Below are 20,897 nucleotides of genomic sequence, written 5' to 3'. Positions count from 1 at the left end.
CTCCTGTCACTCTTATGCCGCACCGCCGCCGAAGGTCGCGCCTTTCGCGCAATCACTCAACCGAAATCTTGATGACGCAGCGCCGCTTGTGCGCGTCAGAACGTCGGCCATCCGACGCGGATCGCATCCCCAGGCAGACGCTGCCACAGCACTCAATCGATGGTGATCTCGATGACATACGGCAGTCCGGTCGCCCGCGCGCGCTTGAGTGCGTCTGCCAGATGACCGATGCCGGCGAGCCGCTCGGCGGCAATGCCGTAGGCCTCAGCCAGCTTGCAGAAATCAGGCGGCGCCGGCGAGACGCCGACCGGCTCGACGCCGACATCGAGCATCGAGGTTTTGATTTCGCGATAGCCGAGATTGTTCCAGACGACGAAGATCACCGGCGCCGCAGCGTCGAGCGCGGCGCCCAGTTCCGGCAGCGTGAACTGGAAACCGCCGTCGCCGGTGAGACAAACGACCGGCGCATCAGGCACGGCAAGGGCTGCGCCGATCGCCGCCGGCGGACCATAGCCCAGCGCGCCGAAGCCGGTGGCGGCGTTGAACCAGCCGCCCGGACGGTCGTGATCGTAATAGAGGTTGGCGGCATAGACCGGCTGGGTCGAATCGCCGACGATGATCGAGCCCGGCAATGCATCGCGGATCATCTCGACGGCGCGGGTTTGCGCCTGGAGGGCCGGGGCCATTTCGGCAAAGGCTGCTTGCCTTGTCGCAGCGGCGCGAGACTGGCCGTCGCCCGATGGCGGCTTGTCCGCACCAATCTCGACAAGCAGCGCCTCGAGTGCTGCGCCGCAATCGGCATGGATCGAAATCCGGGCGGGCCGGCGGGCAAGCTGGTCGGCGCCGATGTCGATGCGGATCAGATTGGACGGCAGGACAAAGCCACCGTCGCTATATCCGTCGTAGTCGGTCGGGCCGAATTCGGTGCCGGCGGCAATGACCAGATCGGCCTCGGCCATCAATGCACGCACCGCCTTCAGACTGGGGCTGGCCGGCACGCCGAGCGGATGGCGGTGCAGCAGGCCGCGGGCATTGGCCGTCTGGACAACCGGCGCTCCCAGCCTTTCGGCAAGGCGCTGTAACGGCGCTTCGGCTCTCTTGGCGCCGCCGCCGGCAAGGACCAGCGGGCGGCGGGCAGCCGCGCAAAGTTTTGCCGCCTCTGCTATATCAGCCGGATTCGGCTCGGGCGGCGCGACATTCGTCAGCAAAGCGGCGATGCCGCCGGCCGGCTTGACCATGATATCGGTCGGGATCTCGATGTGCACCGGGCCCGGACGCGACGACGAAAACAGGGCGAAGGCGCGGGCAAGAACGCCCGGCAGTTCGTCGGCGTCGGTGACACGGTGCGAAAACAGCGCGACCTTTTCCATCATGCCGCGCTGGTCGGGCAGTTCGTGCAGATGGCCAAGGCCCTTGCCCAGAGTCGGCGTGGCGTTGACGCCCGAGATCACCAGCATCGGAACCGAATCGGCACGGGCCTGGCCCATGGCGGTGATGGTGTTGGTCAGCCCCGGTCCGGTGATGACGAAGGCGATGCCGGGCCTGCCGCCGGCGCGCGCATAGCCGTCGGCCATGAACCCGGCGCCCTGTTCATGACGCGGGGTGACGTGGCGGATCTTCGAGCGCGCCAAGCCGCGATAGAGTTCGACCGTATGCACACCCGGAATGCCGAAGACCGTATCGACATCATGGGCTTCGAGCAAAGTGATGAGCGCTTCGCCGACTGTCGTCATTGCCTGAGCACCGGACGTGTGAGGCAGGTCGGTCCGCCCTCGCAGGCGATGCACAGTGCGTCCGCCTCGAAGGTTGAAACCCTGCAGCCGGCGGCCGCCATGGCCGCCGCCGTCTTCGGGAAGCCGGCAACGGCGATCACCTCGCGCGGCGCGGTCGGCAGCACATTGAGGCTGAGGCCGTTGGAGGCGAAGAACTCCCCGGCGTCGCCTTCGACAAGGCGAATGCCTCGCGCCCGCAGCATCTGATAGAAGGCAGCCGGCAAAAGCGGTGCATAGACCAGCGCCAGATCGTCGGCCAGCGGACTGATTACCGACATCAGATGCAGGCAGGCGTCCTCGCCATGCCAGAGCGGCAGGTCGTAGCCATAGACCTGGATACCCCTGGGGGTGAGCAGGTTGGCGAGTTGCTGGATGCCGTCCTGGTTGCTGCGCACACCGCGGCCGACGGCCAGGGTACCTGAATCCACCCAGACGCAATCACCGCCCTCGACCTGTCCGGGAGGCTCGATGCGACCGAGGATTGGTACGCCCATGCGCTTGTAGGCCGCCTCATGCAGGCCGGGCTCGGCCCGGCGCAGCGCCTTGCCCATGGCGAGGATGATGGCGCCGTGGTCGGTCATCAACGATGGATCATGCGTGAAGACCGAATCGGCAAGCCCGTCATCGGCGTCGGTCAGCCATTCGATCGCGGCGCCGGACGCAAGAACCAGCGTCGTCAGCGCCTCATGCTGGGCGGCGGCCTTTTGAGGATCGAAGCCCGCACCATAATGCCATTCCGATGCTTTGGCGCGGGCCATGGCGCTTGCGGCGGACCGCATCAGCACGCGCTGCAGGGGCCCGGCCATGGACTGCGACCCGAATGCTTTACCCACCAAGTGCTCCTGAACCATCCCATCCAGCCAATAGCCACTCAGCGAGCAGTGATCAATGGTCCAAAAAGCATGGTTGACGGAGGCAAGCGGAACGGTACATCTTGAGAATGAGAAGTCTGTCCAGTGATGGTAATGGGTAAAAAATTCCAGCAGCGACGGGTCCGGCCATTTCGTGAGGCACCGCAAAGGTGATAGCGCAAGGCACCGCCCCCGCCCTGAAGTACACGGCGCAGAACGACGCCGCCGAAGCCATCCATGTCGAGAACCTGCATAAACGATTCGGCGAACTGCATGTGCTGAAAGGCGTTTCGCTGTCGGCGCGCGACGGCGAGGTCATCGCCATCATTGGCGGCAGCGGCTCGGGAAAATCGACCCTGCTGCGCTGCATCAATTGCCTGGAGAACCCGACCAGCGGGATCGTTCGCGTCAATGGCGAGGAGATCCGGATGAAGGCCGACAGTCACGGCCACACCGTTCCCGCCGACCGCAGGCAAATCGAGCGCATCCGCTCCAAGCTCGGCATGGTTTTCCAGAATTTCAATCTGTGGAGCCACATGACGCTGATCGAGAACGTCATCGAGGTTCCGGTGCATGTTCTGGGCGTCAAACGCGATGTGGCCATCGCCGAGGCGGAAAAGCTGCTTGCCCGCGTCGGCCTGGCCGAAAAGCGCGATGTCTATCCGGCCTATCTGTCAGGCGGCCAGCAGCAGCGTGCGGCCATCGCCCGGGCGCTGGCCATCAATCCGCGCGTCATGCTGTTCGACGAGCCGACCTCGGCGCTCGACCCGGAACTGATCGGCGAGGTGCTGAAGGTGATCGGCGACCTGGCACGCGAAGGCCGCACCATGGTGCTGGTCACCCATGAGATGAAGTTCGCCCGCGAGGTCGCGACGCATGTCGTCTACCTCTACAACGGACTGGTCGAAGAAGAAGGGCCGCCGGAGCAGATCTTCGGCGCACCGAAATCCGAAAGGCTGAAGCAATTCATCCGCAACATCGGTTAAGCCAAGGCGGACGAAAAACGGGAACAACAACAAACTGGGAGTTTTTGGCATGAAGACCGTTCTGAAAACATTTGCCGCAGCACTTCTGCTCGGCGTCGCCGCGATGAGCATGGCAAAGGCCGAGCCGGTCAAGATCGGCGTCGCTGCCGAACCCTATCCGCCGTTCACCTCGCCGGATGCTTCCGGCAAATGGGTTGGCTGGGAGATCGAATTCATCGACGCGGTCTGCGCCGAGCAGAAACTCGATTGCGTCATCACCCCCGTCGCCTGGGACGGAATCATCCCGGCGCTGACGACCAAGAAGATCGACGTCATCGCCAGTTCCATGTCGATCACCGACGAGCGCAAGAAGACGATCGACTTCTCCGACAAATATTACAACACCCCGACAGCTATCATCGGACCGAAGGACCAGAAGTTCGGCGCTAGCCCGGAAGATCTCAAGGGCAAGATCATCGGCGTGCAAGTTTCGACCGTGCATGCCGACTACGTCAAGAAGCACTTCACCGAAGCCGCGGAAATCAAGGAATATCAGACCCAGGACGAAGCCAATCAGGATCTTGCCGCCGGCCGTGTCGATGCCGTGCAGGCCGATTCCATCGCGCTCGATGCCTTCCTGAAATCGGATCAGGGCAAGCAATGCTGCGATCTGAAGGGCACGGTCGCGCCGGATCTGGCGATCCTCGGGCCCGGCGTCGGCGCCGGTGTCCGCAAGGAGGACACCGAGTTGAAGGAGAAGATCAACGCCGGCATCAAGGCGATCCGCGCCAACGGCAAATATGACGAGATTTCGAAGAAATACTTCGATTTCGACATCTATGGCGCCGACCCACAGTCGAATTGACGGCGTGCATCCCCGAGCGAACAACCACGCGGCGCAGACAACGCGCCGTGTGGCTTCGTCGAACTCTACCTATGCAAGCTTTCCGCTGACGGCATCGCCGGTGGTTTTGGCGCCAGCAATTCGGGGGCGACGCTGATCGACGCATTTCTTCCGGCCTCTGTGGCCCGCATCATCGAACTGCTTTCGCCGACGCCACCCGGTTGGGGCGGAACGCTTCTGGTCGGACTGCTCCACTCGGTCGAGATCGCTGCCGGTGCGTTCGGTCTCGGCCTCGTCATCGGCATTTGCGGTGCGTATGGCAAGCTCTATGGCGGGCCTGTGGTGCGCGATCTGCTGGCAGTCTATACGACGATCGTCCGCGCCGTGCCGGAGCTAGTGCTGATCCTGCTGCTCTATTATGCCGGCACCGATTTGATCAACCAGTTGCTGACGGCAATGGGATATCAGCGCATCGATATCAGCGGGCTGGTGGCCGGCATTGCCGTGCTCGGCTTCGTCCAGGGCGCTTATTCGACAGAGGTGATGCGCGGCGCGATCCTTGCCATCCCGCAGGGACAGATCGAAGCCGCGCGCGCCTATGGCATGTCTCCCGGCCTGCTGCTGCGACGCATCACGCTGCCGGCGATGCTGCCTTTCGCCATACCCGGCCTTGCCAATCTCTGGCTGATCGCCACCAAGGACACCGCCCTGCTGGCGGTCGTCGGCTTCTTCGAACTGACATTGGCCACCCGGCAAGCGGCGGGCGTGACCAAAGCCTATCTTACCTTCTTCCTCGCCGCGGGCGTGATCTATCTTCTGTTGACGCTGGTCTCCAATCTGATCATCGGCCGCATCGAGGTCTGGGCTCGGCGCGGCATGCCCTCGCTCAAGGAGGCGCGTTGATGGCTGTCGAAGCGACCATCGTCAACGTAGCCGCCCGCGCGTCGCTGTGGTTGCAGCCGCACCGTATCGTGCTGATTGTGATTGGACTGGCGCTGGTTTTCGCGGCCGCTTTTTTCATGCGCTGGGACTGGCTGCCGCAATATTACGAAATGGCGCTTGTCGGCCTCTGGCGCACGCTCTGGATCCTCGCCGTCACCTGCACACTGGGCTTCCTGCTCGCCGTGCCGCTCGGATTGGCGCAGGCTGCCGGCCCGTTCTGGCTCGCGGCGCCTGCAAAGGCCTTCTGCACCGTCATCAGGGGAACGCCACTGCTGCTGCAGCTCTGGCTGCTCTACTATGGGCTCGGCTCGCTGTTTCCACAGTACCCATGGGTACGCGAGTCCTGGATGTGGCCGTATCTCAGGCAAGCATGGCCCTATGGCGTCCTGGCGCTGACCTTGTCCTTCGCCGGTTACGAGGGGGAAGTCATGCGGGGTGCCTTCGCTGGCGTGCCGAAAGGACAGTTGGAAGCGGCGCGCGCCTTCGGCATGAGCCGCTGGAAGATCCTGCGGCGGATCTGGCTGCCACAAGCCTTCTACCGGGCGCTGCCGACGCTGACCGGCGAAACCGTGCTGCAACTGAAATCGACGCCGCTGGTGGCGACCATCAGCGTGATCGACATATTCGCCGTCTCGTCAAAGGTGCGGCAGAGCACTTTCCTCACCTATGAACCCTTGCTGCTCCTGGCGTTGATCTATATGGCGATCACCGGCATCCTGGTCTTCGTCCTCGGCAAGATCGAGGCGCGGATCCCGAACAAGATTGGCTGATAGGGGAGTAGGGGAGTAGGGGAGTAGGGGAGTAGGGGAGTAGGGGAGTAGGGGAGTAGGGGAGTAGGGGAGTAGGGTCAGCCACTATTCACATACACATTTCCATCCTATTCGCATTCACTGCTCACTATTCCCCTATTCCCTTACTCCCCTACTCCCCCCTAGGATCGCTACGATGCAACTCAGTCTCGACCAGGCGACAGGGCTGTGCCGGATGGCGGCGCTCGGCGCTGGCGCCAATGAGGAAGCGGCGCAGTCGCTTGCAGCCTCCGTCGTGGCGGCCGAGGCAGAAGGTCTGTCGACGGTCGGACTGTCGCATTTCATCGACTATCTCGAAGCGCTGGAGGCCGGCCGCATCGATGGCAAGGCCGAGCCGGTCATCACCAGGCCGGCTTTGGCGATCTATCTCTCCGACGCGCGCGGCGGTCTGGCGCATACCGGCTTCGACCGCACCATCGACGATCTCGCCAAGGCGGCGCGCCTGTTCGGCGTTGCCATCTTTTCGCAGAAGAACGCCTATACATGCGGCGCGCTCGGCTATTTCACCGGGCGGCTGGCCGCGCAGGGGCTGGTGTCCTTCGCCGCGACCAATGGACCGGCCGTGCTTGCCGGCTCCGGCTCGGTCAAGCCGGTCTACTGCACCAACCCGATGTCCTTCGCCGCGCCCGCCGCCGACGGAGCGTCGCTGGTGATCGACCAGTCATCGAGCGCCACTGCCTTCGTCAACATCCGCAAGGCAGCCGAGGACGGCAAGAAAATTCCAGAAGGCTGGGCACTGGATGCGAGCGGCAACCCGACCACCGATCCGGCCGCCGCCATGAAAGGCGCGATGCTTGCCTTCGGCGGCCAGCGTGGCGCCAACATCGCGCTGATGGTCGAAGTGCTGGCGGCGGGCCTGTCGGGCGCCAACTGGTCACTCGATGCGCCATGGTTCACCGACGGACCGGACAGTCCCGGAACCGGCCTCTTCGTGCTGGCCGTCGAGCCCAAGCTGCTCGATCCAAATTTCGAGAAGCGCATGAAAGATCAACTCGACCGGTTGCGCCGCCGCTACGGCGTGCATGTCCCCGGCCGTGCCCGGGCCGAAGCGGCGGAGAAGGCAGCGGCACGGGGCATAACGGCTCCGAAAGCCGTGGTGCAGCGCATCTCCGAATTCGCCGCCCGGTATTCTTCCTGAAGACGTCCACACCTTCGGATAGTTGATCGCGCGACAGCGGGCGTACTTGCCGTTACGCCCAGGCTGCCTCGTCGAACCACGTTTCGGAAACAGCCGGAAACCCTCGCGTCGGCTGGGTTTTCCGGGCTCTCCGCAACTGACTCGTAACATGCAATTCCCGGTCAACTTTTGTTCATTTGACTTTGACTGGGGTGGCGGCTGTTTGCGCGGAGCAGCAAAAGAGGAACCCTAATGGCCGCAAGCACCCACAATCCCAGCACCAATCTTGTCGTTCCGGCCCTTGGCAGCCTCTATGCGGCGCTGAACACCACCTCTGAAACCATCCTGCGCGCCGTGGCCGGCATCTTCCTCACCATCCACGGCTCTGGCAAGATCATCGACCCGCTCGGCGCCGCTGAGATGGTCGAAGGCCTCGGCTTCTATCCTGGCGCGTTCTGGTCGGTGCTGCTGGCCTGCACCGAGTTCTTCGGCGGCATTTTCATCGCCATCGGTCTCTTGACCCGCCCGGCCGCCTTCGCCGGAATGTTCGTGCTCCTGGTCACCGTCTGGTTCCACTGGGTCACCCTGGGAGAGGGCTTTTCGGGTGCCGAAAAATCGCTGCTGTGGGCGGCGATCCTGTTCTTCTTCGTCATCCGCGGCGGCAACCGCCAATCGGTCGACGCGCGCATCGGCAGGGCGTTCTGAACCGGCCGACACCGCGGCAAACGGCGACAAAGGATCGCCCTTTGCCTTCGGCGCGAAACGGATTATGAACGGCTTCAGCCAAGCCCAGTAGATCTGGAAAGCGCGCCGGAGCCAGCCATGACCGAAATCCTGCAGACCCCAAAGCTCGTCGTCGTGTTCGGCGGCTCCGGCTTTGTCGGCCGCCATGTGGTGCGGGCGCTGGCCCGGCGTGGCTATCGCATCAGGGTCGCCTGCCGCCGGCCCGATCTCGCCGGCCATCTGCAACCGCTCGGCAATGTCGGCCAGATCCAGCCGGTGCAGGCCAATATTCGCGTGCGCTGGTCGGTCGACCGCGCCGTGCAGGGCGCCGACCATGTCGTCAATTTGGTAGCCATCCTGCATGAGAGCGGCCAGCAGAAATTCACGCCCGTCCACGAGTTCGGCGCACGCGCGGTCGCCGAAGCGGCGCACGCCGTCGGCGCCGGGCTCACCCATATCTCGGCGCTGGGCACCGATCTGAACGCGCAATCCGAGTATGCGCGCACCAAGGCGCTCGGTGAAAAAGCGGTCCTGGAGACGATCGAGGATGCGGTCATCTTGCGGCCCTCGATCAATTTCGGCCCCGAGGACAGCTTCTTCAACCGCTTCGCCAGCATGGCGCGCTATTCGCCGGTCCTGCCTCTGATCGGCGGCGGGCGGACAAAATTCCAGCCGGTCTATGTCGGCGATGTCGCCGAAGCGGTGGCGCGCTCGGTCGACGGCAAAGTCCAGGGTGGCCGGACCTACGAGCTTGGCGGACCTCAGGTGCTCACCTTCAAGCAATGCATGCAGGAAATGCTTGCCATGATCGACCGCAAGCGGTTGCTGGTGTCGGTGCCGTGGTGGGTGGCGAACATGCAGGCATCGATCCTCGGGCTTTTGCCCAATCCGCTGCTGACCAAGGATCAGGTCCTGCAGCTGCGCGGGGACAACATCGTCTCGGAAGCGGCCATCAGGGAAAACCGGACGCTCGCCGGTCTCGATATCCAGCCACAGTCGATCGGCAGCATCCTGCCGAGCTATCTCTGGCGCTACCGGCCCGCCGGCCAGTTCCAGCGCAAGACGGCGGAATAGCCAATCAGGCGGCTCGCTAAAGCGCGTCGCGTTTGACCGGCCTCATGCGACGCGCTTTAGGTTGTTGTCTCATGCATGCCGTTATCGCAAAACCGCTGCACACCCTCGGTTCAAGCCCGAGGGCATGCTTTTGCGCGACATGCATTAAAGCCGCCGCGTGACCTGCATCGGCAAGCCGCCCTGCGGTTGCGTCGTCAGTTTCTGCACCGGCCACGGTTTGGTCTCGGCGGTGGTATCGAAGCGGAAGCGCGACAGCATGATCGCCAGAGCGATGATCGCCTCCTGCATGGCAAAGCTGGCGCCGATGCAGACGCGAGGACCGGCGCCAAACGGCAAATACTGAAAACGGTCGATCTTCTCGCGATTTCCCGGATGGAAACGTTCGGGCATGAAGGCGTCGGGCCTGTCCCACAGCTTGCGATGGCGGTGGACGACCCAGGGCATGACCAGCACCGCAGCGCGCCTCGGTATGTAGAGGCCGTTCCAGGTTTCAGGCTCGATCGGCTCGCGGTTGATCGACGGCGCCGGCGGATAAAGCCTGAGCCCCTCCTCAAAGGCGGCGCGGGTGAACGGCATGGCGTCGAGCCACTTTGTCGGATCGGGCTCGCGCGCCAGCACGGCGTCGATCTCGCGCTCGACCTTTTCGCGCTCCCAAGGCGCTTCGGCCAGGCAATACAGTGTCCAGCCAAGCGCACGCGCCGTGGTCTCGTGACCGGCGCCGATGAAGGTGATGATGTTGTCCTCGACCTCGGCGCGCGTCAGCCCGTCCGGTCCCTCCGCCTTGAGCAAAAGCGTGAGAAAATCCTGCGGCACCTTGTCCGGATCGTGCTTGACCCGCTCTTCGCGCATCTTGACAGTGTCGGTGACGATCTTGCGGAAGTAGGCCATGGTTTTGCGGCCGCGGATGCGGGTCAGGCGCGGCAGCCAGTCTGGCGCCCGCAACAGGTCGAGCGGATCGACGCGGCCCATGGTTTCGAACAGCCGGTCGATCTCCTTGGCGAAGCTGCCCGGCTCACCCGATATCTCACCGGAAAACAGTGTCTCGGCCAGGATGTCAAAGGTAAGCAGCGTCATGTCGTGGGCGATGTCCGACGTGCCGCCGCCCTCGTAGCGGGTGACGAACTCCCGCGTACGTCTCAGCATCGGCTCGGCAAAACCGAAGATGTGGCGCGGCGTGAACACCGGCGCCATCGCCTTGCGTGAACGCCGCCAGACCTCACCCTCGGCGGTCAGCAGGCCGTCGCGCAGGATCGGCCGCAGGATCATCTGGCGCACCGTCGCCATCTTGTAGTTTTTGGCATTGTCGACCAGCACGTGGCGAATGAGGCCGGGATCGTTGGCGATGACCAGCGGCCCGCCAATGCCAGTCACCGAAATCCAAGGCTGGTTGTAGGTCGGCTCGCCCCACAGTTCGAGCGGATTGCGATAGACGATGCGGATCATCTCCAGCGTCGAAGGCGGCGACGTGCGCGGCTTCGGCGCCGGCGGGACAAAGGGGGCGGGCTGACTGTCCATGGCGTGCTCCGCTGGTGACCTCAATGTAGTGGCTGGCAGGGCAAGCGTCCATGTCGCCGGCTGTAACGGGCATTAGAAAGTGCCTGAGCGTCGGAACAGGTCGGCCCGCATTTGTGCGGCCGTTCTGTTCCCAAAACCGGTTCGACTTTTGGGTCCGATGCCGTGCCGGCCAGGCGTGCTCTTCTTCCATTCGGAAATGCTTGCAAACCTTGGAAAAACCGCCTTTTGCACCTATATCTTGAACATCAAGGACGCGCGATTCGGAGCCGATTTTTTGCGCTGGATGTGCGGCATCAATCAGACAGGTTTTCATGAGCGATCAGATCGACAACGCCAACGGCGCTGAGGCCGAGTACGGCGCCGATTCCATCAAGGTTTTGAAGGGCTTGGATGCCGTCCGCAAGCGGCCCGGCATGTATATCGGCGATACCGACGACGGCTCGGGCCTGCATCACATGGTCTATGAGGTCGTCGACAACGCCATCGACGAGGCGCTGGCCGGCCATGCCGACCTCGTCACGGTGACGCTCAATCCCGACGGTTCGGTGACGGTCATCGACAATGGCCGCGGCATTCCGACCGATATCCACACCGGCGAAGGCATTTCGGCGGCCGAAGTGATCATGACGCAGCTGCATGCCGGCGGCAAGTTCGACCAGAACTCCTACAAGGTGTCTGGTGGCCTCCACGGCGTCGGCGTCTCCGTCGTCAACGCGCTGTCGGCCTGGCTGAAGCTGAAAATCCGCCGCAACGGCCAGATCTACGAGATGAGTTTTTCGCATGGCAATGCCGACGGGCCGCTGAGGGTCACCGGCAGCTATGAGCAGCGCAAGGTTGCCGGCACCTATGAGGGGCGCAGCGGCAGCGAGATTACTTTCTTTCCATCGACCGAAACCTTCACCATGGTCGAGTTCGACTTCGGCACGCTGGAGCACCGGCTGCGCGAGCTCGCCTTCCTGAATTCCGGCGTGCGCATCATTTTGACCGATGCCCGCCATGCCGACGTCGTGCGCCATGAACTGCATTATGATGGCGGGCTCGAGGAGTTCGTCAGATATCTCGACCGCGTCAAGAAGCCGCTGATCGACAAGCCGATTGCGATCAAGGCCGAGCGCGACGGTATCACCGTCGAAGTCGCCATGTGGTGGAACGACAGCTACCACGAGAACGTGCTGGCCTTCACCAACAACATTCCGCAGCGCGACGGCGGCACGCATCTTGCCGGTTTCCGCGGCGCGCTGACGCGCCAGATTACCGGCTATGGCGAATCCACGGGCCTCACCAAAAAGGAGAAGGTGGCGCTGATCGGCGACGATTGCCGCGAAGGACTGACGGCCGTGCTGTCGGTCAAGGTTCCCGACCCGAAATTCTCCTCGCAGACCAAGGACAAGCTGGTCTCGTCCGAAGTCCGTCCGGTGGTGGAAGGGCTCGTCAACGAGGCGCTCGGCACCTGGCTCGAAGAGCACCCGACCGAGGGCAAGGTGGTCATCGAGAAGGTCATCCAGGCGGCAGCGGCGCGCGAAGCCGCGCGCAAGGCGCGCGACATCACCCGCAAGAGCTCGCTCGGCGTCACTTCGCTGCCCGGCAAGCTGGCCGACTGCCAGGAACGCGACCCGGCGAAGTCCGAAATCTTCATCGTCGAGGGCGACAGCGCCGGCGGCTCGGCCAAGGGCGGCCGTTCGCGCCAGAACCAGGCCATTCTTCCGCTGCGCGGCAAGATCCTCAACGTCGAGCGGGCCCGATTCGACCGTATGCTGGGCTCCGACATGATCGGCACGCTGATCACCGCGCTCGGCACCTCGATCGGCAAGGACGAGTTCAACGCAGACAAATTGCGCTACCACAAGATCATCCTGATGACCGACGCCGACGTCGACGGCGCCCACATCCGCACCTTGCTGCTGACCTTCTTCTTCCGGCAGATGCCGGAGCTGATCGAGCGCGGGCATCTCTACATCGCCCAGCCGCCGCTCTACAAAGTGACGCGCGGCAAGAGCTCGCAATACATCAAGGACGAAAGCGCCTTCGAGGAATTCCTGATCGGCTCAGGACTGGAAGAGGCGTCGCTTGCGCTCAGCACCGGCGAGGTGCGGGCCGGGCAGGACCTGCGCAGCGCCATCGACGATGCGCTGGCAGTGCGCCAGCTCATCAACGGGCTGCACACCCGCTATAACAGAGGCGTGGTCGAGCAGGCGGCGATCGCCGGCGCGCTCAATCCGGACGTCTTCGTCGATCTCGGCCGGGCCAACGCTATGGCCGAGCGTGTCGCCCGGCGCCTCGACATCATTGCCGAGGACACCGAACGCGGCTGGACCGGCCGTATGTCGACGTCAAACGAAGGGGTCGGCGGCTATGTGTTCGAGCGCACTGTGCGCAGCGTCAAGGAGTTCGCGCATCTCGATCTGGCGCTGATTAATTCGGCCGACGCCCGCCAACTCGACCGCTATGCGCCGCGCCTCGCAGAAGTCTATGGCGAGCCGCCGGTGCTGCGCCGCAAGGATGTATCCGAAACCATCTCGGGACCGCTGGCGCTGCTCAATGCCGTGTTTGCCACCGGCCGCAAGGGCCTGACCATGCAGCGCTACAAGGGCCTCGGCGAAATGAACGCCGAGCAGCTCTGGGAGACCACGCTCGACCCGAATGTGCGCTCGCTTTTACAAGTCAAGGTCAATGACGCCACCGATGCGGACAGTCTGTTCTCGCGGCTGATGGGCGACGAGGTCGAGCCCAGGCGCGAGTTCATCCAAGAAAACGCGCTGTCGGTCGCCAACCTGGACATTTAAAGCCCAAGCAGCTGCTCAGCTTCGGACACTTAAGGCATTGGTAGGCCAAGGCCCACCAACGATCCCTGCTGCGTCGCAACAAAGGATCATGAGGGCCGGTCGGAACGGAAGAGCATCCAAGGCATTGTAATCGATCACAATCGCCGCAGGAGGCACTCATGGGACGTGGCATTTTGCTCTGGCTTCTCGGAGTCCCGATTCCGATCATTATTCTCATCATGCTTTTCGCACGTTAGGGGGCTGACATGCAGTCAACCCTAACAGCTGTCGACGTTTCCGCACCGACGGAATCCTCTTCTACCGCTGTCAGCTGGGGGCCAATCGTGGCCGGCGCCTTTGCTGCCTCGACGCTAACATTGATCCTGATGCTGCTCGGCTCCGGGCTCGGGCTGACGATGGTTTCGCCGTGGTCCGGCTTGAGCACCTCAGTCACAACTTTCGCGGCCTCCACGGCTGCGTGGCTGATCATCGTGCAGTGGCTGTCGTCGGCCGTAGGCGGTTATCTTGCCGGGCGCCTACGCACCAAATGGGTCGGCGTCCACACCGATGAGGTCTTTTTCCGCGATACCGCACACGGCTTCCTCGCCTGGGCGCTTGCAACGTTGCTCGTCGCCGGCGTGCTCGGCTCGGCGCTCTCCGCAGCTGTCGGAACCGGCGTCCACGCCGCTTCGACAGTCGCGTCGGGCGCGGCAATGGGCGCTTCGGCAGGTGCTACTGCAAACGCCGGAGACGCCGCGACCGACAACGCAACGTCGTACTTCGTCGATGCGTTGTTCCGCCCGGCCGATGCGGCCAGGCTTGCTGCCGCCAACCCGGAGAGCGATGCGGCGGCGACGGCGCAGGCCTCGCGCATTTTGATCGCGAGCGCAGCAGCAGGCGAAGTGTCAGCCGACGACAAGACCTATCTGTCGCAGTTGGTAGCCGCCCGCACCGGGCTGTCGGAACCCGATGCCAGGGCCCGTGTCGATGCCGTGCTTGCCAGGGTCGAAGAGGCGAAGGTCCAGGCCCAGCAGGCTGCCGATACCGCCAGGAAAGCCGGTGCCACCTTCGCGCTGCTTGGCGCTCTGTCCCTGGTCGTCGGCGCTTTCATCGCAAGCGCCGCGGCAGCACTTGGGGGCAGGCAGCGAGACGACGAGGAGGCGGTCTTCCTGACCGACCGTTGATCGGTGCTTGAGGGGTTCTATCGACGCCGAGACTTTCCCCGGCATCGACCGGTTGTTTTGACGACGTCATCGCCATGAACTGCGCGCTGATTCGCCCAAACGAGCGTGCCCTATCTTCCGGCAGAAGTCGTCGGTGCCGGCTGGCTTGGCTCCAGTTTGCGGCCGAGATTGACGGTGTCACGCAGCACGTCGATATGCGAGCACGGCGGGGTGCCGGCGGCAGGCTGCTGGTCCTCCACACCGAATCCAGGATTTTTTGCCCAGGTGCGGATGGCACACCGTTACCGTTACCTGTCTCTGGCTCAACCTATTCAGGTTGGGCTGAGCGTCCCCCGATACGCCACGATCAGGCCGATCAACGGCATCGAAATTTCCACATCGAAGCAGAATTGCCCGTCCCGTTCCGTTTCGAAGCTCGAGCCTTTGGGAAGGAGGAAGCCGGGCATTGGAATACCCAGCAGCGACCATCGTCTCGGAACCAGGGTCAGACGATCGCCGTCCACCACCAGAGCCAACGCGAAGGACGCGATCCCAAACCGTTCCACCAGAAGATGCTGGTCCCTCCCAGTGCCGGCCGACTGAATCGAAGAAAAACACTTGCCGTCGAAACTACGGATCCAGTGTTCAGAGCGGTTCTCGCGCGAAAATGTCACCGTGACCGGCACCCGTGGCGCAGCTTTCGGGAAGCCGACAAGCGCCGCCACGAACGCGGCCGCCGGGCGGCGACCGCGTCGTACCTCGGCGAAGCCCGTCCATTGGCGGGTGGCGGTGCTGCCATGCAGATCCTGAAGGCGCGGAGCAAGTGAGGAGAAGGCGGATCCGAGAATCCCCCAGTACAGGGGCGCAACGATCTCGTGTCCCCGAAACCCGGTGAATATCTTCCGGCTTTGGAACAGCGCCTCATAGTCTGCAAGCTCAAGGGCGCGAACCCCGGACCGTGCTCCGGCCTCCGGACGAGTGCCCGCCAGCAATTTACGGATGATCGCTTCGATGGCCATCGATGGGATGTATGGCCCGTCATCCCCTTCGGCCAAAAGATGCCAGCTCCGTTCGGCGTCCTGCCCATCCGTGGTGCCGTACGCGCTGACGAACATACCGCCGCGATGCTCGCCAAAACGCATTCGGTTGAGCACCGCGTAGAAGAGACGCGAGAAAGGTTCCAGCGACGAGAGCCTGAACCTCGCCCGCGCCTTCGCCAGGAGGTTGAGTGTCCGGTGCAAGATTTCCGGGACCGGCCCGGCTCCCATCCAGATATCGGTCATTGAGGGATGCTCGGGCGGGATGACCTGCAAGTCCGGCACGTCCACCAGCGAGAAACGGATGTTCCGGAGCGGCAGCCGGCCCGGCACCGCGATGGTAAAGCGCATGCTTTCAGCCAGAGCGATGCCATGCGATTGCACCCCATGTCGTCGCAGCTTCACCGGAGCGCCGGCATAGCCCACCACCGCACGCATGACGTTGAGGCCGATTCCGGCATAGGGCGAAGGGGCGATGCCGCCTTTCACAGAGACGATCTCCATCGTTTTCGCCATCTCGCGCAGGACGGCGGCGGTCAGCACAGGAAAGCTGCTAATGCCCGATAGAATGAATATGCCTGCGTCCTTTGCTTGCGCGTCGAACTGAGGCACGCCGAACACAAAGTCGGCGGCGTCGGCAAAGTCGAGATAGTCGATGCCAGCGTCGATGCAGGCCGAAATCACACGATAGCGATTGGTCCCATAATGTTGGAACGGCCCGGACGCGTCGACGACCAGATTGGGCCGTTGCGCGCGCAGGCCGGCCACAATTTCTGCGCGATCAAGCGCAAGCGGCCGAACCCGGGCCCGCCCTCTGTAGCGCGCGCAGAACGCCTCGGCGCGAGAGAAGTCGCGGCCGCAGATGAAGAGTTCAATCTCCGCTATGTCGGATAGGAGCTCCACCAGGCGCCCGCCGAAAACGCCGTATCCGCCCAGGATCAGGATTCTCATGCGTGCTGCGCTCTCTTGGCTCACAGAAGCCTGTCTCCATGTTCCGGCGGTATTGGCTGCTCCGGCGCGCCAATCCGCTTTATGCTTCGGGTCGTTCCAGTTTTCGGCCGAGATCGACGGCGTCACGCAGCACGCCGATATGAGAGCGCGGCGGGGTGCCGGCGGCTGCCGCGACCTCGACGCCGGTCGCCTCCAGCGACCAGTAGAGCCTGTGCGTGAAGATGCGGCCAAGCGAACTGCGCAGTTCGACCTGAATGTTCTCCACGCCGGGGCCGAAATTTTCCGCCATCGGTCCTGAGATCGGGTCGCCGGTCAGCCAGCCATTGCCCATGTCGAAGATATTGGTCCAGCGCGTCGCGGCAAACGCCGCACCGTGATGCACCGCCCGCTGCGGCTTGCCCGAACGGCTGCGCCCTTCCTGATAGAGGACGGTTCCACCGGCCGCCGTGTCGGCGATCGGCGGACATGCCGAGAACAGCCGCTCAGCGATGCCGCGCCTGAATTCGGCGAGATTGTAGGTCACCAGAAATTCGCTGTGGGTCAGCGGACTGCCGAGCGTGACGAAATCGCTGATCTTCCAAGGCAATGGATGATCGGCGTCGCCGGCGCGGAGGTGGCGGTAGAGCTCCCATTGGGCGCGCCGGAATCCGGAAAAATCATCCAATTTGTCTGGCCACGCAGAACCATCTGACTTGAGCGTAGCTTTGTCGACGGCGCGGATCGCTTTCAGTCTCGCCTTGTCGCGGAGGGCTTCCAGCTTTCGTGGCCTGAAATCGGCCCACAATATCTGCAGCAGATCATAGGCGATGATTGACCCTAGGCTGTGCGAGACCAGCACGATGCGGTCGTAGCCGTCGTCCACCATGAGGCGCCTCAACAGTGTCAGGCCACGGTCGCGGACAAGCGCGCGCTTCTCGACCGTTGCCGCTTCAGCCCGCACATAGGCGGCCACATCACCGAAATAAGGAAGACCGAACCGGTCCACCGACCAGACGACGAACGAGGCCAGGATCGTGACGAGCATGCCCGTGGTCCAGGAAATATGCCCTCGCAAGGTCGAGGTCGCGAGCACGAATGCCGCGCCCAGGACTGCTATGACGGCCAGAACGGTGACGACATAGAGCCCGCGGGCGTCGCGCGGAATGTCGGCGGGCTTGCGCCAGAGCAGATTTGTCACCCAGGCCGCAAGCCGGCCCCGCGTCGTGCCTTGCGTGATGTCGGCCCAGTAAAGCTCGTAGAAATCGGTGCGGCGGCCGTCGACATCATAGGGGGTGGTGATCCGACGAAGCTCGTGCGAATTGGTGCGGCTGTCGGGCGTGATCCAGCTCTGGTTGATCTTCGCGCCGGCGGGACCGTCCGGATCGGCGACCTGGGCATAAAACGGCGCGCGGGCGGGATCATGACTCCAAACAGCCTGAACAAACTCCTTCAGCGTGCCCATCGGCCGCTGTTCACCCATGCCATGCACGATCACCACGGCCTGGCTGAGCTTGCGCGGCGCCTTTCCGGGGGCCGGCAGGCTAGCCTTCGCGGGCGAGCCGGTCTTGGTCGGCGAAGCGACAGGCTGGCGTTCAGACACCGGCGCCTCCGTTGGTGACAAATCCCGTCCATCGGAACAGAACTTGCCCATCGTAGTGCTGAATCCAAAGCAAGTGCAAAAAGCATCGCAGATATCTGTCGCAAATCGCCGACTTTTTGCGCAGTGGGTTTTGCGACAGGAATTCGTTGAAGAGTTCAACGCCGGCGATTTTGTCGCGAAACTTAGGACTGTGACTTCCGGCGCCGTTTGTCGCGCCGCCATGAAGCATCGGCAAGCCGCCGTTGCCGACAGCCGCCTGATCCGCTACTCCGTCCTCGCGGGCAGCACGTCGTTCAATCCCGCAAGTCAGGCATAGCGCCTGCTTCACAGCCAGTACGAAAGAGAACACATATGCCTCATAACCCCACCTCCGACAGCCACGCGGCTTCAAGCGCGCCGCGCATCCGCGACTGGTCGCTGTCCTGGCAGATCGGGGCGGTCGTCCTGGGAACCGTATTTCTGGCGCTGGCGTCTTACATCGAAGTGCCTATGGTTCCGGTGCCCGTGACCATGCAGACCTTTGCGGTCACCCTGATCGGTGCAGTCTACGGCTGGAGACTCGGCGCGGCCACGATCGTTGCATGGTTGGTCGAAGGCGCGATCGGGTTGCCGGTTTTATCTGGGGGCGCTGCCGGTGCGCATCACTTTGTCGGCCCGACCGCCGGATACCTCTTTGCCTTCCCCGTGGTCGGCGCGCTCACGGGATGGCTGGCGGAGCGCGGCTGGAACGGCAACCGCCCCTGGCTGGCGTTCGTCTCCATGCTCCTGGGCAACGCGCTTTGCCTCGTGCTGGGCGCAGCATGGCTTTCCATCGCCATTGGCATCGAACAGGCAATCGTCCACGGCGTCACGCCGTTCCTGATCGGCGGGGCGCTCAAGTCGGCATTGGCCGCGACCACGCTCAAGCTCATGACACGCGCGCAAAAATGACCGTCCGGCTGCGGCCGCACCATCTCCTTTGCCTGCTGACTTACGCAGGCAAGGGTTACAGCGCTGCGTTCGTCGTCAATTTCGACGCGATCGCGGCTCGGCTCTCCGCAGGCGAACACATGCTGATCGTCTCCGGGCCTGACGATATTTGCGCGCCCTTGCTCGGTGAGGCGGAGCCGCACTGCCTTCGCGACAGCGTGACGGAGCGCGACCGTCAGGCGGCGGCCAGTGTTGGTACGCTTCTGGGGTACTCGATTGCCGAGGACATGGAACTTCAGCTCCATCCCTCGCTTCTGCGAACTATGCGCGATGCGTTCTCTTCGGGCCGTACCCGGGGTGCTTGCGGCGGGTGCGAGTGGTTTGACCTTTGCAGTTCAATCGCCGCTTCAGACTATGGAACGGTGGCGCTCCGGTGAAAGGCAACGCTCGCAGTGGGACGATTGTCGGGGTCGCCAACCCGGATCAGTGATCCATCGCCTTGACGATCTCTTCGGTCATCTTTTTGGCGTCGCCGAGCAGCATCATGGTGCCGTCCTTGTAGAACAGCGTGTTGTCAATGCCGGCATAGCCGGAGCCGAGCGAGCGCTTGACGAACAGACAGGTGCGGGCCTTGTCGACATCGAGGATCGGCATGCCGTAGATCGGCGACGACTTGTCGTCGCGGGCGGACGGGTTGGTGACGTCGTTGGCGCCGATGACATAGGCGACGTCAGCCTGCGCGAATTCGGAGTTGATGTCCTCGAGCTCGAACACTTCGTCGTAAGGCACGTTGGCTTCGGCCAGGAGCACGTTCATGTGGCCGGGCATGCGGCCGGCGACCGGATGAATAGCGTATTTCACGTCGACGCCATTGGCCTTGAGCTTGTCGGCCATCTCGCGCAGCGCATGCTGCGCCTGGGCGACCGCCATGCCGTAGCCCGGCACGATGATGACCTTCTGCGCGTTCATCATCAGATAGGCCGCATCGTCGGCCGAACCCTGCTTGACCGTGCGCTCGATGCCGTCGTCGGCAGTGACGGAAGTCTCGCCGCCGAAGCCGCCGAGGATGACCGAGATGAACGACCGGTTCATGCCCTTGCACATGATGTAGGACAGGATCGCGCCGGACGAGCCGACCAGTGCGCCGGTGATGATCAGCGCCAGATTGCCCAGTGTGAAGCCGAGTGCCGCAGCCGCCCAGCCCGAATAGGAATTCAGCATCGAGACGACCACCGGCATGTCGGCGCCGCCGATCGGGATGATGAGGAGGACGCCAAGGACAAGCGACGCCGCCACGATCAGCCAGAACACCAGCTTGGACTCGGTGGTGACGAGCAGCACGATCAGCACGATCAGCCCGATGCCGAGGGCGGCGTTGATGAAATGGCGGCCACCGATCATGATCGGCTTGCCCGACATGCGGCCGTCGAGCTTGAGGAAGGCGATGACCGAGCCGGTGAAGGTGATGGCCCCGATGGCGACGCCGAGGCTCATCTCGATCAGCGCCTGGGCGTGGATGTCGGCGACCGTGCCGATGTCAAAACTTTCCGGCGCATAGACGGCGGCAGCCGCCACCATGACGGCGGCAAGCCCAACCAGCGAATGGAAGGCGGCGACCAGCTGCGGCATCGAGGTCATGGCGATGCGCCGCGCGGTGACCGCGCCGACTGAGCCGCCGATCAAAAGACCGAGCACGATGAGGCCGAAGCCTCCCGCCGAAGGGGTCGCCAGCGCCAGCGTGGTGGCAATGGCGATGCCCATGCCGATCATGCCGTACAAGTTGCCCTGGCGGCTGGTGGTCGGGTGCGACAGGCCGCGCAACGCCAGGATGAACAGGATGCCCGAGACCAGATAGAGGAAGGAGGCGAAGTTGGCGTTCATGGC

18 protein-coding genes are annotated in these 20,897 nt (G+C 63.5%); 12 read left to right on the top strand and 6 right to left on the bottom strand.

The annotated features are described in order from the left end of the window. Positions 1-152: 152 nt before the first annotated feature. Positions 153-1,733 (bottom strand): 5-guanidino-2-oxopentanoate decarboxylase, encoded by a 1,581-nt coding sequence (locus BLT09_RS10470; RefSeq protein WP_091592746.1) that lies wholly within the window; start codon positions 1,731-1,733, stop codon positions 153-155. Next, positions 1,730-2,578, bottom strand: a complete 849-nt coding sequence (locus BLT09_RS10465) for a dimethylarginine dimethylaminohydrolase family protein (RefSeq protein WP_091592744.1) — start codon at positions 2,576-2,578, stop codon at positions 1,730-1,732. Before BLT09_RS10465 ends, BLT09_RS10470 begins: the two co-directional genes overlap by 4 nt. 218 nt (positions 2,579-2,796) lie before the next feature. On the opposite strand from BLT09_RS10465, the gene BLT09_RS10460 reads away from it, so the two are divergent. From BLT09_RS10460 to BLT09_RS10430, 7 genes are all read left to right on the top strand, one after another. Then, a complete protein-coding gene (locus tag BLT09_RS10460; RefSeq protein WP_091592986.1) occupies positions 2,797-3,609 on the top strand; it encodes an ABC transporter ATP-binding protein in 813 nt (270 codons plus the stop codon). Between the two features lie 49 nt (positions 3,610-3,658). Then, complete coding sequence (locus BLT09_RS10455; protein WP_091592741.1) at positions 3,659-4,453, top strand: transporter substrate-binding domain-containing protein; 795 nt, start codon at positions 3,659-3,661, stop codon at positions 4,451-4,453. Positions 4,454-4,612: 159 nt separating this feature from the next. Beyond that, complete coding sequence (locus BLT09_RS10450; protein ID WP_208602491.1) at positions 4,613-5,335, top strand: ABC transporter permease; 723 nt, start codon at positions 4,613-4,615, stop codon at positions 5,333-5,335. After that, complete coding sequence (locus tag BLT09_RS10445) at positions 5,335-6,144, top strand: ABC transporter permease (RefSeq protein ID WP_091592739.1); 810 nt, start codon at positions 5,335-5,337, stop codon at positions 6,142-6,144. Before BLT09_RS10450 ends, BLT09_RS10445 begins: the two co-directional genes overlap by 1 nt. A 175-nt stretch (positions 6,145-6,319) precedes the next feature. Then, positions 6,320-7,321 carry an Ldh family oxidoreductase gene (locus tag BLT09_RS10440; protein WP_091592738.1) on the top strand — a complete coding sequence of 334 codons (1,002 nt, stop codon included), beginning with the start codon at positions 6,320-6,322 and terminating at the stop codon, positions 7,319-7,321. A gap of 231 nt (positions 7,322-7,552) precedes the next feature. Continuing rightward, on the top strand, positions 7,553-8,005 hold the full coding sequence (locus tag BLT09_RS10435; RefSeq protein ID WP_023796785.1) for a DoxX family protein: 453 nt from the start codon (positions 7,553-7,555) through the stop codon (positions 8,003-8,005). 117 nt (positions 8,006-8,122) lie between these two features. After that, on the top strand, positions 8,123-9,097 hold the full coding sequence (locus tag BLT09_RS10430; RefSeq protein ID WP_091592736.1) for a complex I NDUFA9 subunit family protein: 975 nt from the start codon (positions 8,123-8,125) through the stop codon (positions 9,095-9,097). A gap of 144 nt (positions 9,098-9,241) precedes the next feature. Here BLT09_RS10430 and BLT09_RS10425 read toward each other — a convergent pair whose 3' ends face one another. Continuing rightward, positions 9,242-10,612 (bottom strand): cytochrome P450, encoded by a 1,371-nt coding sequence (locus tag BLT09_RS10425; protein ID WP_027151496.1) that lies wholly within the window; start codon positions 10,610-10,612, stop codon positions 9,242-9,244. A 311-nt stretch (positions 10,613-10,923) separates the two neighbouring features. Between BLT09_RS10425 and gyrB the strand changes: the two genes are divergently transcribed. Together gyrB and BLT09_RS10415 are read left to right on the top strand one after the other, a co-directional pair. Further along, positions 10,924-13,395, top strand: a complete 2,472-nt coding sequence (gyrB, locus tag BLT09_RS10420; RefSeq protein WP_091592734.1) for a DNA topoisomerase (ATP-hydrolyzing) subunit B — start codon at positions 10,924-10,926, stop codon at positions 13,393-13,395. 245 nt (positions 13,396-13,640) lie between these two features. Next, positions 13,641-14,558: a hypothetical protein gene (locus tag BLT09_RS10415; protein WP_091592732.1), complete on the top strand. Its 918-nt coding sequence runs from the start codon at positions 13,641-13,643 to the stop codon at positions 14,556-14,558. Between the two features lie 311 nt (positions 14,559-14,869). Here the strand turns inward: BLT09_RS10415 and BLT09_RS10410 are convergent, their stop codons facing one another. Beyond that, positions 14,870-16,651, bottom strand: coding sequence for a saccharopine dehydrogenase family protein (locus tag BLT09_RS10410; RefSeq protein WP_236473767.1), 1,782 nt, complete (start codon positions 16,649-16,651; stop codon positions 14,870-14,872). Beyond that, positions 16,605-18,104 carry a hypothetical protein gene (locus tag BLT09_RS10405; protein ID WP_236473768.1) on the bottom strand — a complete coding sequence of 500 codons (1,500 nt, stop codon included), beginning with the start codon at positions 18,102-18,104 and terminating at the stop codon, positions 16,605-16,607. The genes BLT09_RS10410 and BLT09_RS10405 overlap by 47 nt, the downstream gene beginning before the upstream one ends. Positions 18,105-18,147: 43 nt before the next feature. Here BLT09_RS10405 and BLT09_RS10400 point away from each other — a divergent pair, with 43 nt between their 5' ends. Genes BLT09_RS10400 through BLT09_RS10390 form a run of 3 tightly spaced genes read left to right on the top strand, consistent with a single transcriptional unit; the run spans position 18,148 to position 19,450 of the window. Further along, a complete protein-coding gene (locus tag BLT09_RS10400; protein WP_139172571.1) occupies positions 18,148-18,420 on the top strand; it encodes a hypothetical protein in 273 nt (90 codons plus the stop codon). Between the two features lie 35 nt (positions 18,421-18,455). After that, positions 18,456-19,034 carry a biotin transporter BioY gene (locus BLT09_RS10395; protein ID WP_091592727.1) on the top strand — a complete coding sequence of 193 codons (579 nt, stop codon included), beginning with the start codon at positions 18,456-18,458 and terminating at the stop codon, positions 19,032-19,034. Then, positions 19,031-19,450: a DUF1284 domain-containing protein gene (locus tag BLT09_RS10390; RefSeq protein ID WP_091592725.1), complete on the top strand. Its 420-nt coding sequence runs from the start codon at positions 19,031-19,033 to the stop codon at positions 19,448-19,450. The genes BLT09_RS10395 and BLT09_RS10390 overlap by 4 nt, the downstream gene beginning before the upstream one ends. Positions 19,451-19,496: 46 nt before the next feature. Here the strand turns inward: BLT09_RS10390 and BLT09_RS10385 are convergent, their stop codons facing one another. Beyond that, positions 19,497-20,894: an NAD(P)(+) transhydrogenase (Re/Si-specific) subunit beta gene (locus BLT09_RS10385; RefSeq protein ID WP_091592723.1), complete on the bottom strand. Its 1,398-nt coding sequence runs from the start codon at positions 20,892-20,894 to the stop codon at positions 19,497-19,499. Positions 20,895-20,897 lie beyond the last annotated feature (3 nt).

The sequence above is a fragment of the Mesorhizobium muleiense genome (assembly GCF_900099905.1).
GTDB lineage: Bacteria > Pseudomonadota > Alphaproteobacteria > Rhizobiales > Rhizobiaceae > Mesorhizobium > Mesorhizobium muleiense.
This window is presented reverse-complemented; position numbering and strand designations above follow the sequence as displayed.

Bases quoted from the DNA above. Each gene is read 5' to 3' on its own strand.
- BLT09_RS10385 (WP_091592723.1), bottom strand. From the start codon at position 20,894: ATGAACGCCAACTTCGCCTCCTTCCTCTATCTGGTCTCGGGCATCCTG.
- BLT09_RS10430 (WP_091592736.1), top strand. From the start codon at position 8,123: ATGACCGAAATCCTGCAGACCCCAAAGCTCGTCGTCGTGTTCGGCGGC.
- BLT09_RS10435 (WP_023796785.1), top strand. From the start codon at position 7,553: ATGGCCGCAAGCACCCACAATCCCAGCACCAATCTTGTCGTTCCGGCC.
- BLT09_RS10445 (WP_091592739.1), top strand. From the start codon at position 5,335: ATGGCTGTCGAAGCGACCATCGTCAACGTAGCCGCCCGCGCGTCGCTG.
- BLT09_RS10390 (WP_091592725.1), top strand. From the start codon at position 19,031: ATGACCGTCCGGCTGCGGCCGCACCATCTCCTTTGCCTGCTGACTTAC.
- gyrB (WP_091592734.1), top strand. From the start codon at position 10,924: ATGAGCGATCAGATCGACAACGCCAACGGCGCTGAGGCCGAGTACGGC.
- BLT09_RS10440 (WP_091592738.1), top strand. From the start codon at position 6,320: ATGCAACTCAGTCTCGACCAGGCGACAGGGCTGTGCCGGATGGCGGCG.
- BLT09_RS10425 (WP_027151496.1), bottom strand. From the start codon at position 10,612: ATGGACAGTCAGCCCGCCCCCTTTGTCCCGCCGGCGCCGAAGCCGCGC.
- BLT09_RS10395 (WP_091592727.1), top strand. From the start codon at position 18,456: ATGCCTCATAACCCCACCTCCGACAGCCACGCGGCTTCAAGCGCGCCG.
- BLT09_RS10455 (WP_091592741.1), top strand. From the start codon at position 3,659: ATGAAGACCGTTCTGAAAACATTTGCCGCAGCACTTCTGCTCGGCGTC.
- BLT09_RS10470 (WP_091592746.1), bottom strand. From the start codon at position 1,733: ATGACGACAGTCGGCGAAGCGCTCATCACTTTGCTCGAAGCCCATGAT.
- BLT09_RS10465 (WP_091592744.1), bottom strand. From the start codon at position 2,578: ATGGCCGGGCCCCTGCAGCGCGTGCTGATGCGGTCCGCCGCAAGCGCC.
- BLT09_RS10415 (WP_091592732.1), top strand. From the start codon at position 13,641: ATGCAGTCAACCCTAACAGCTGTCGACGTTTCCGCACCGACGGAATCC.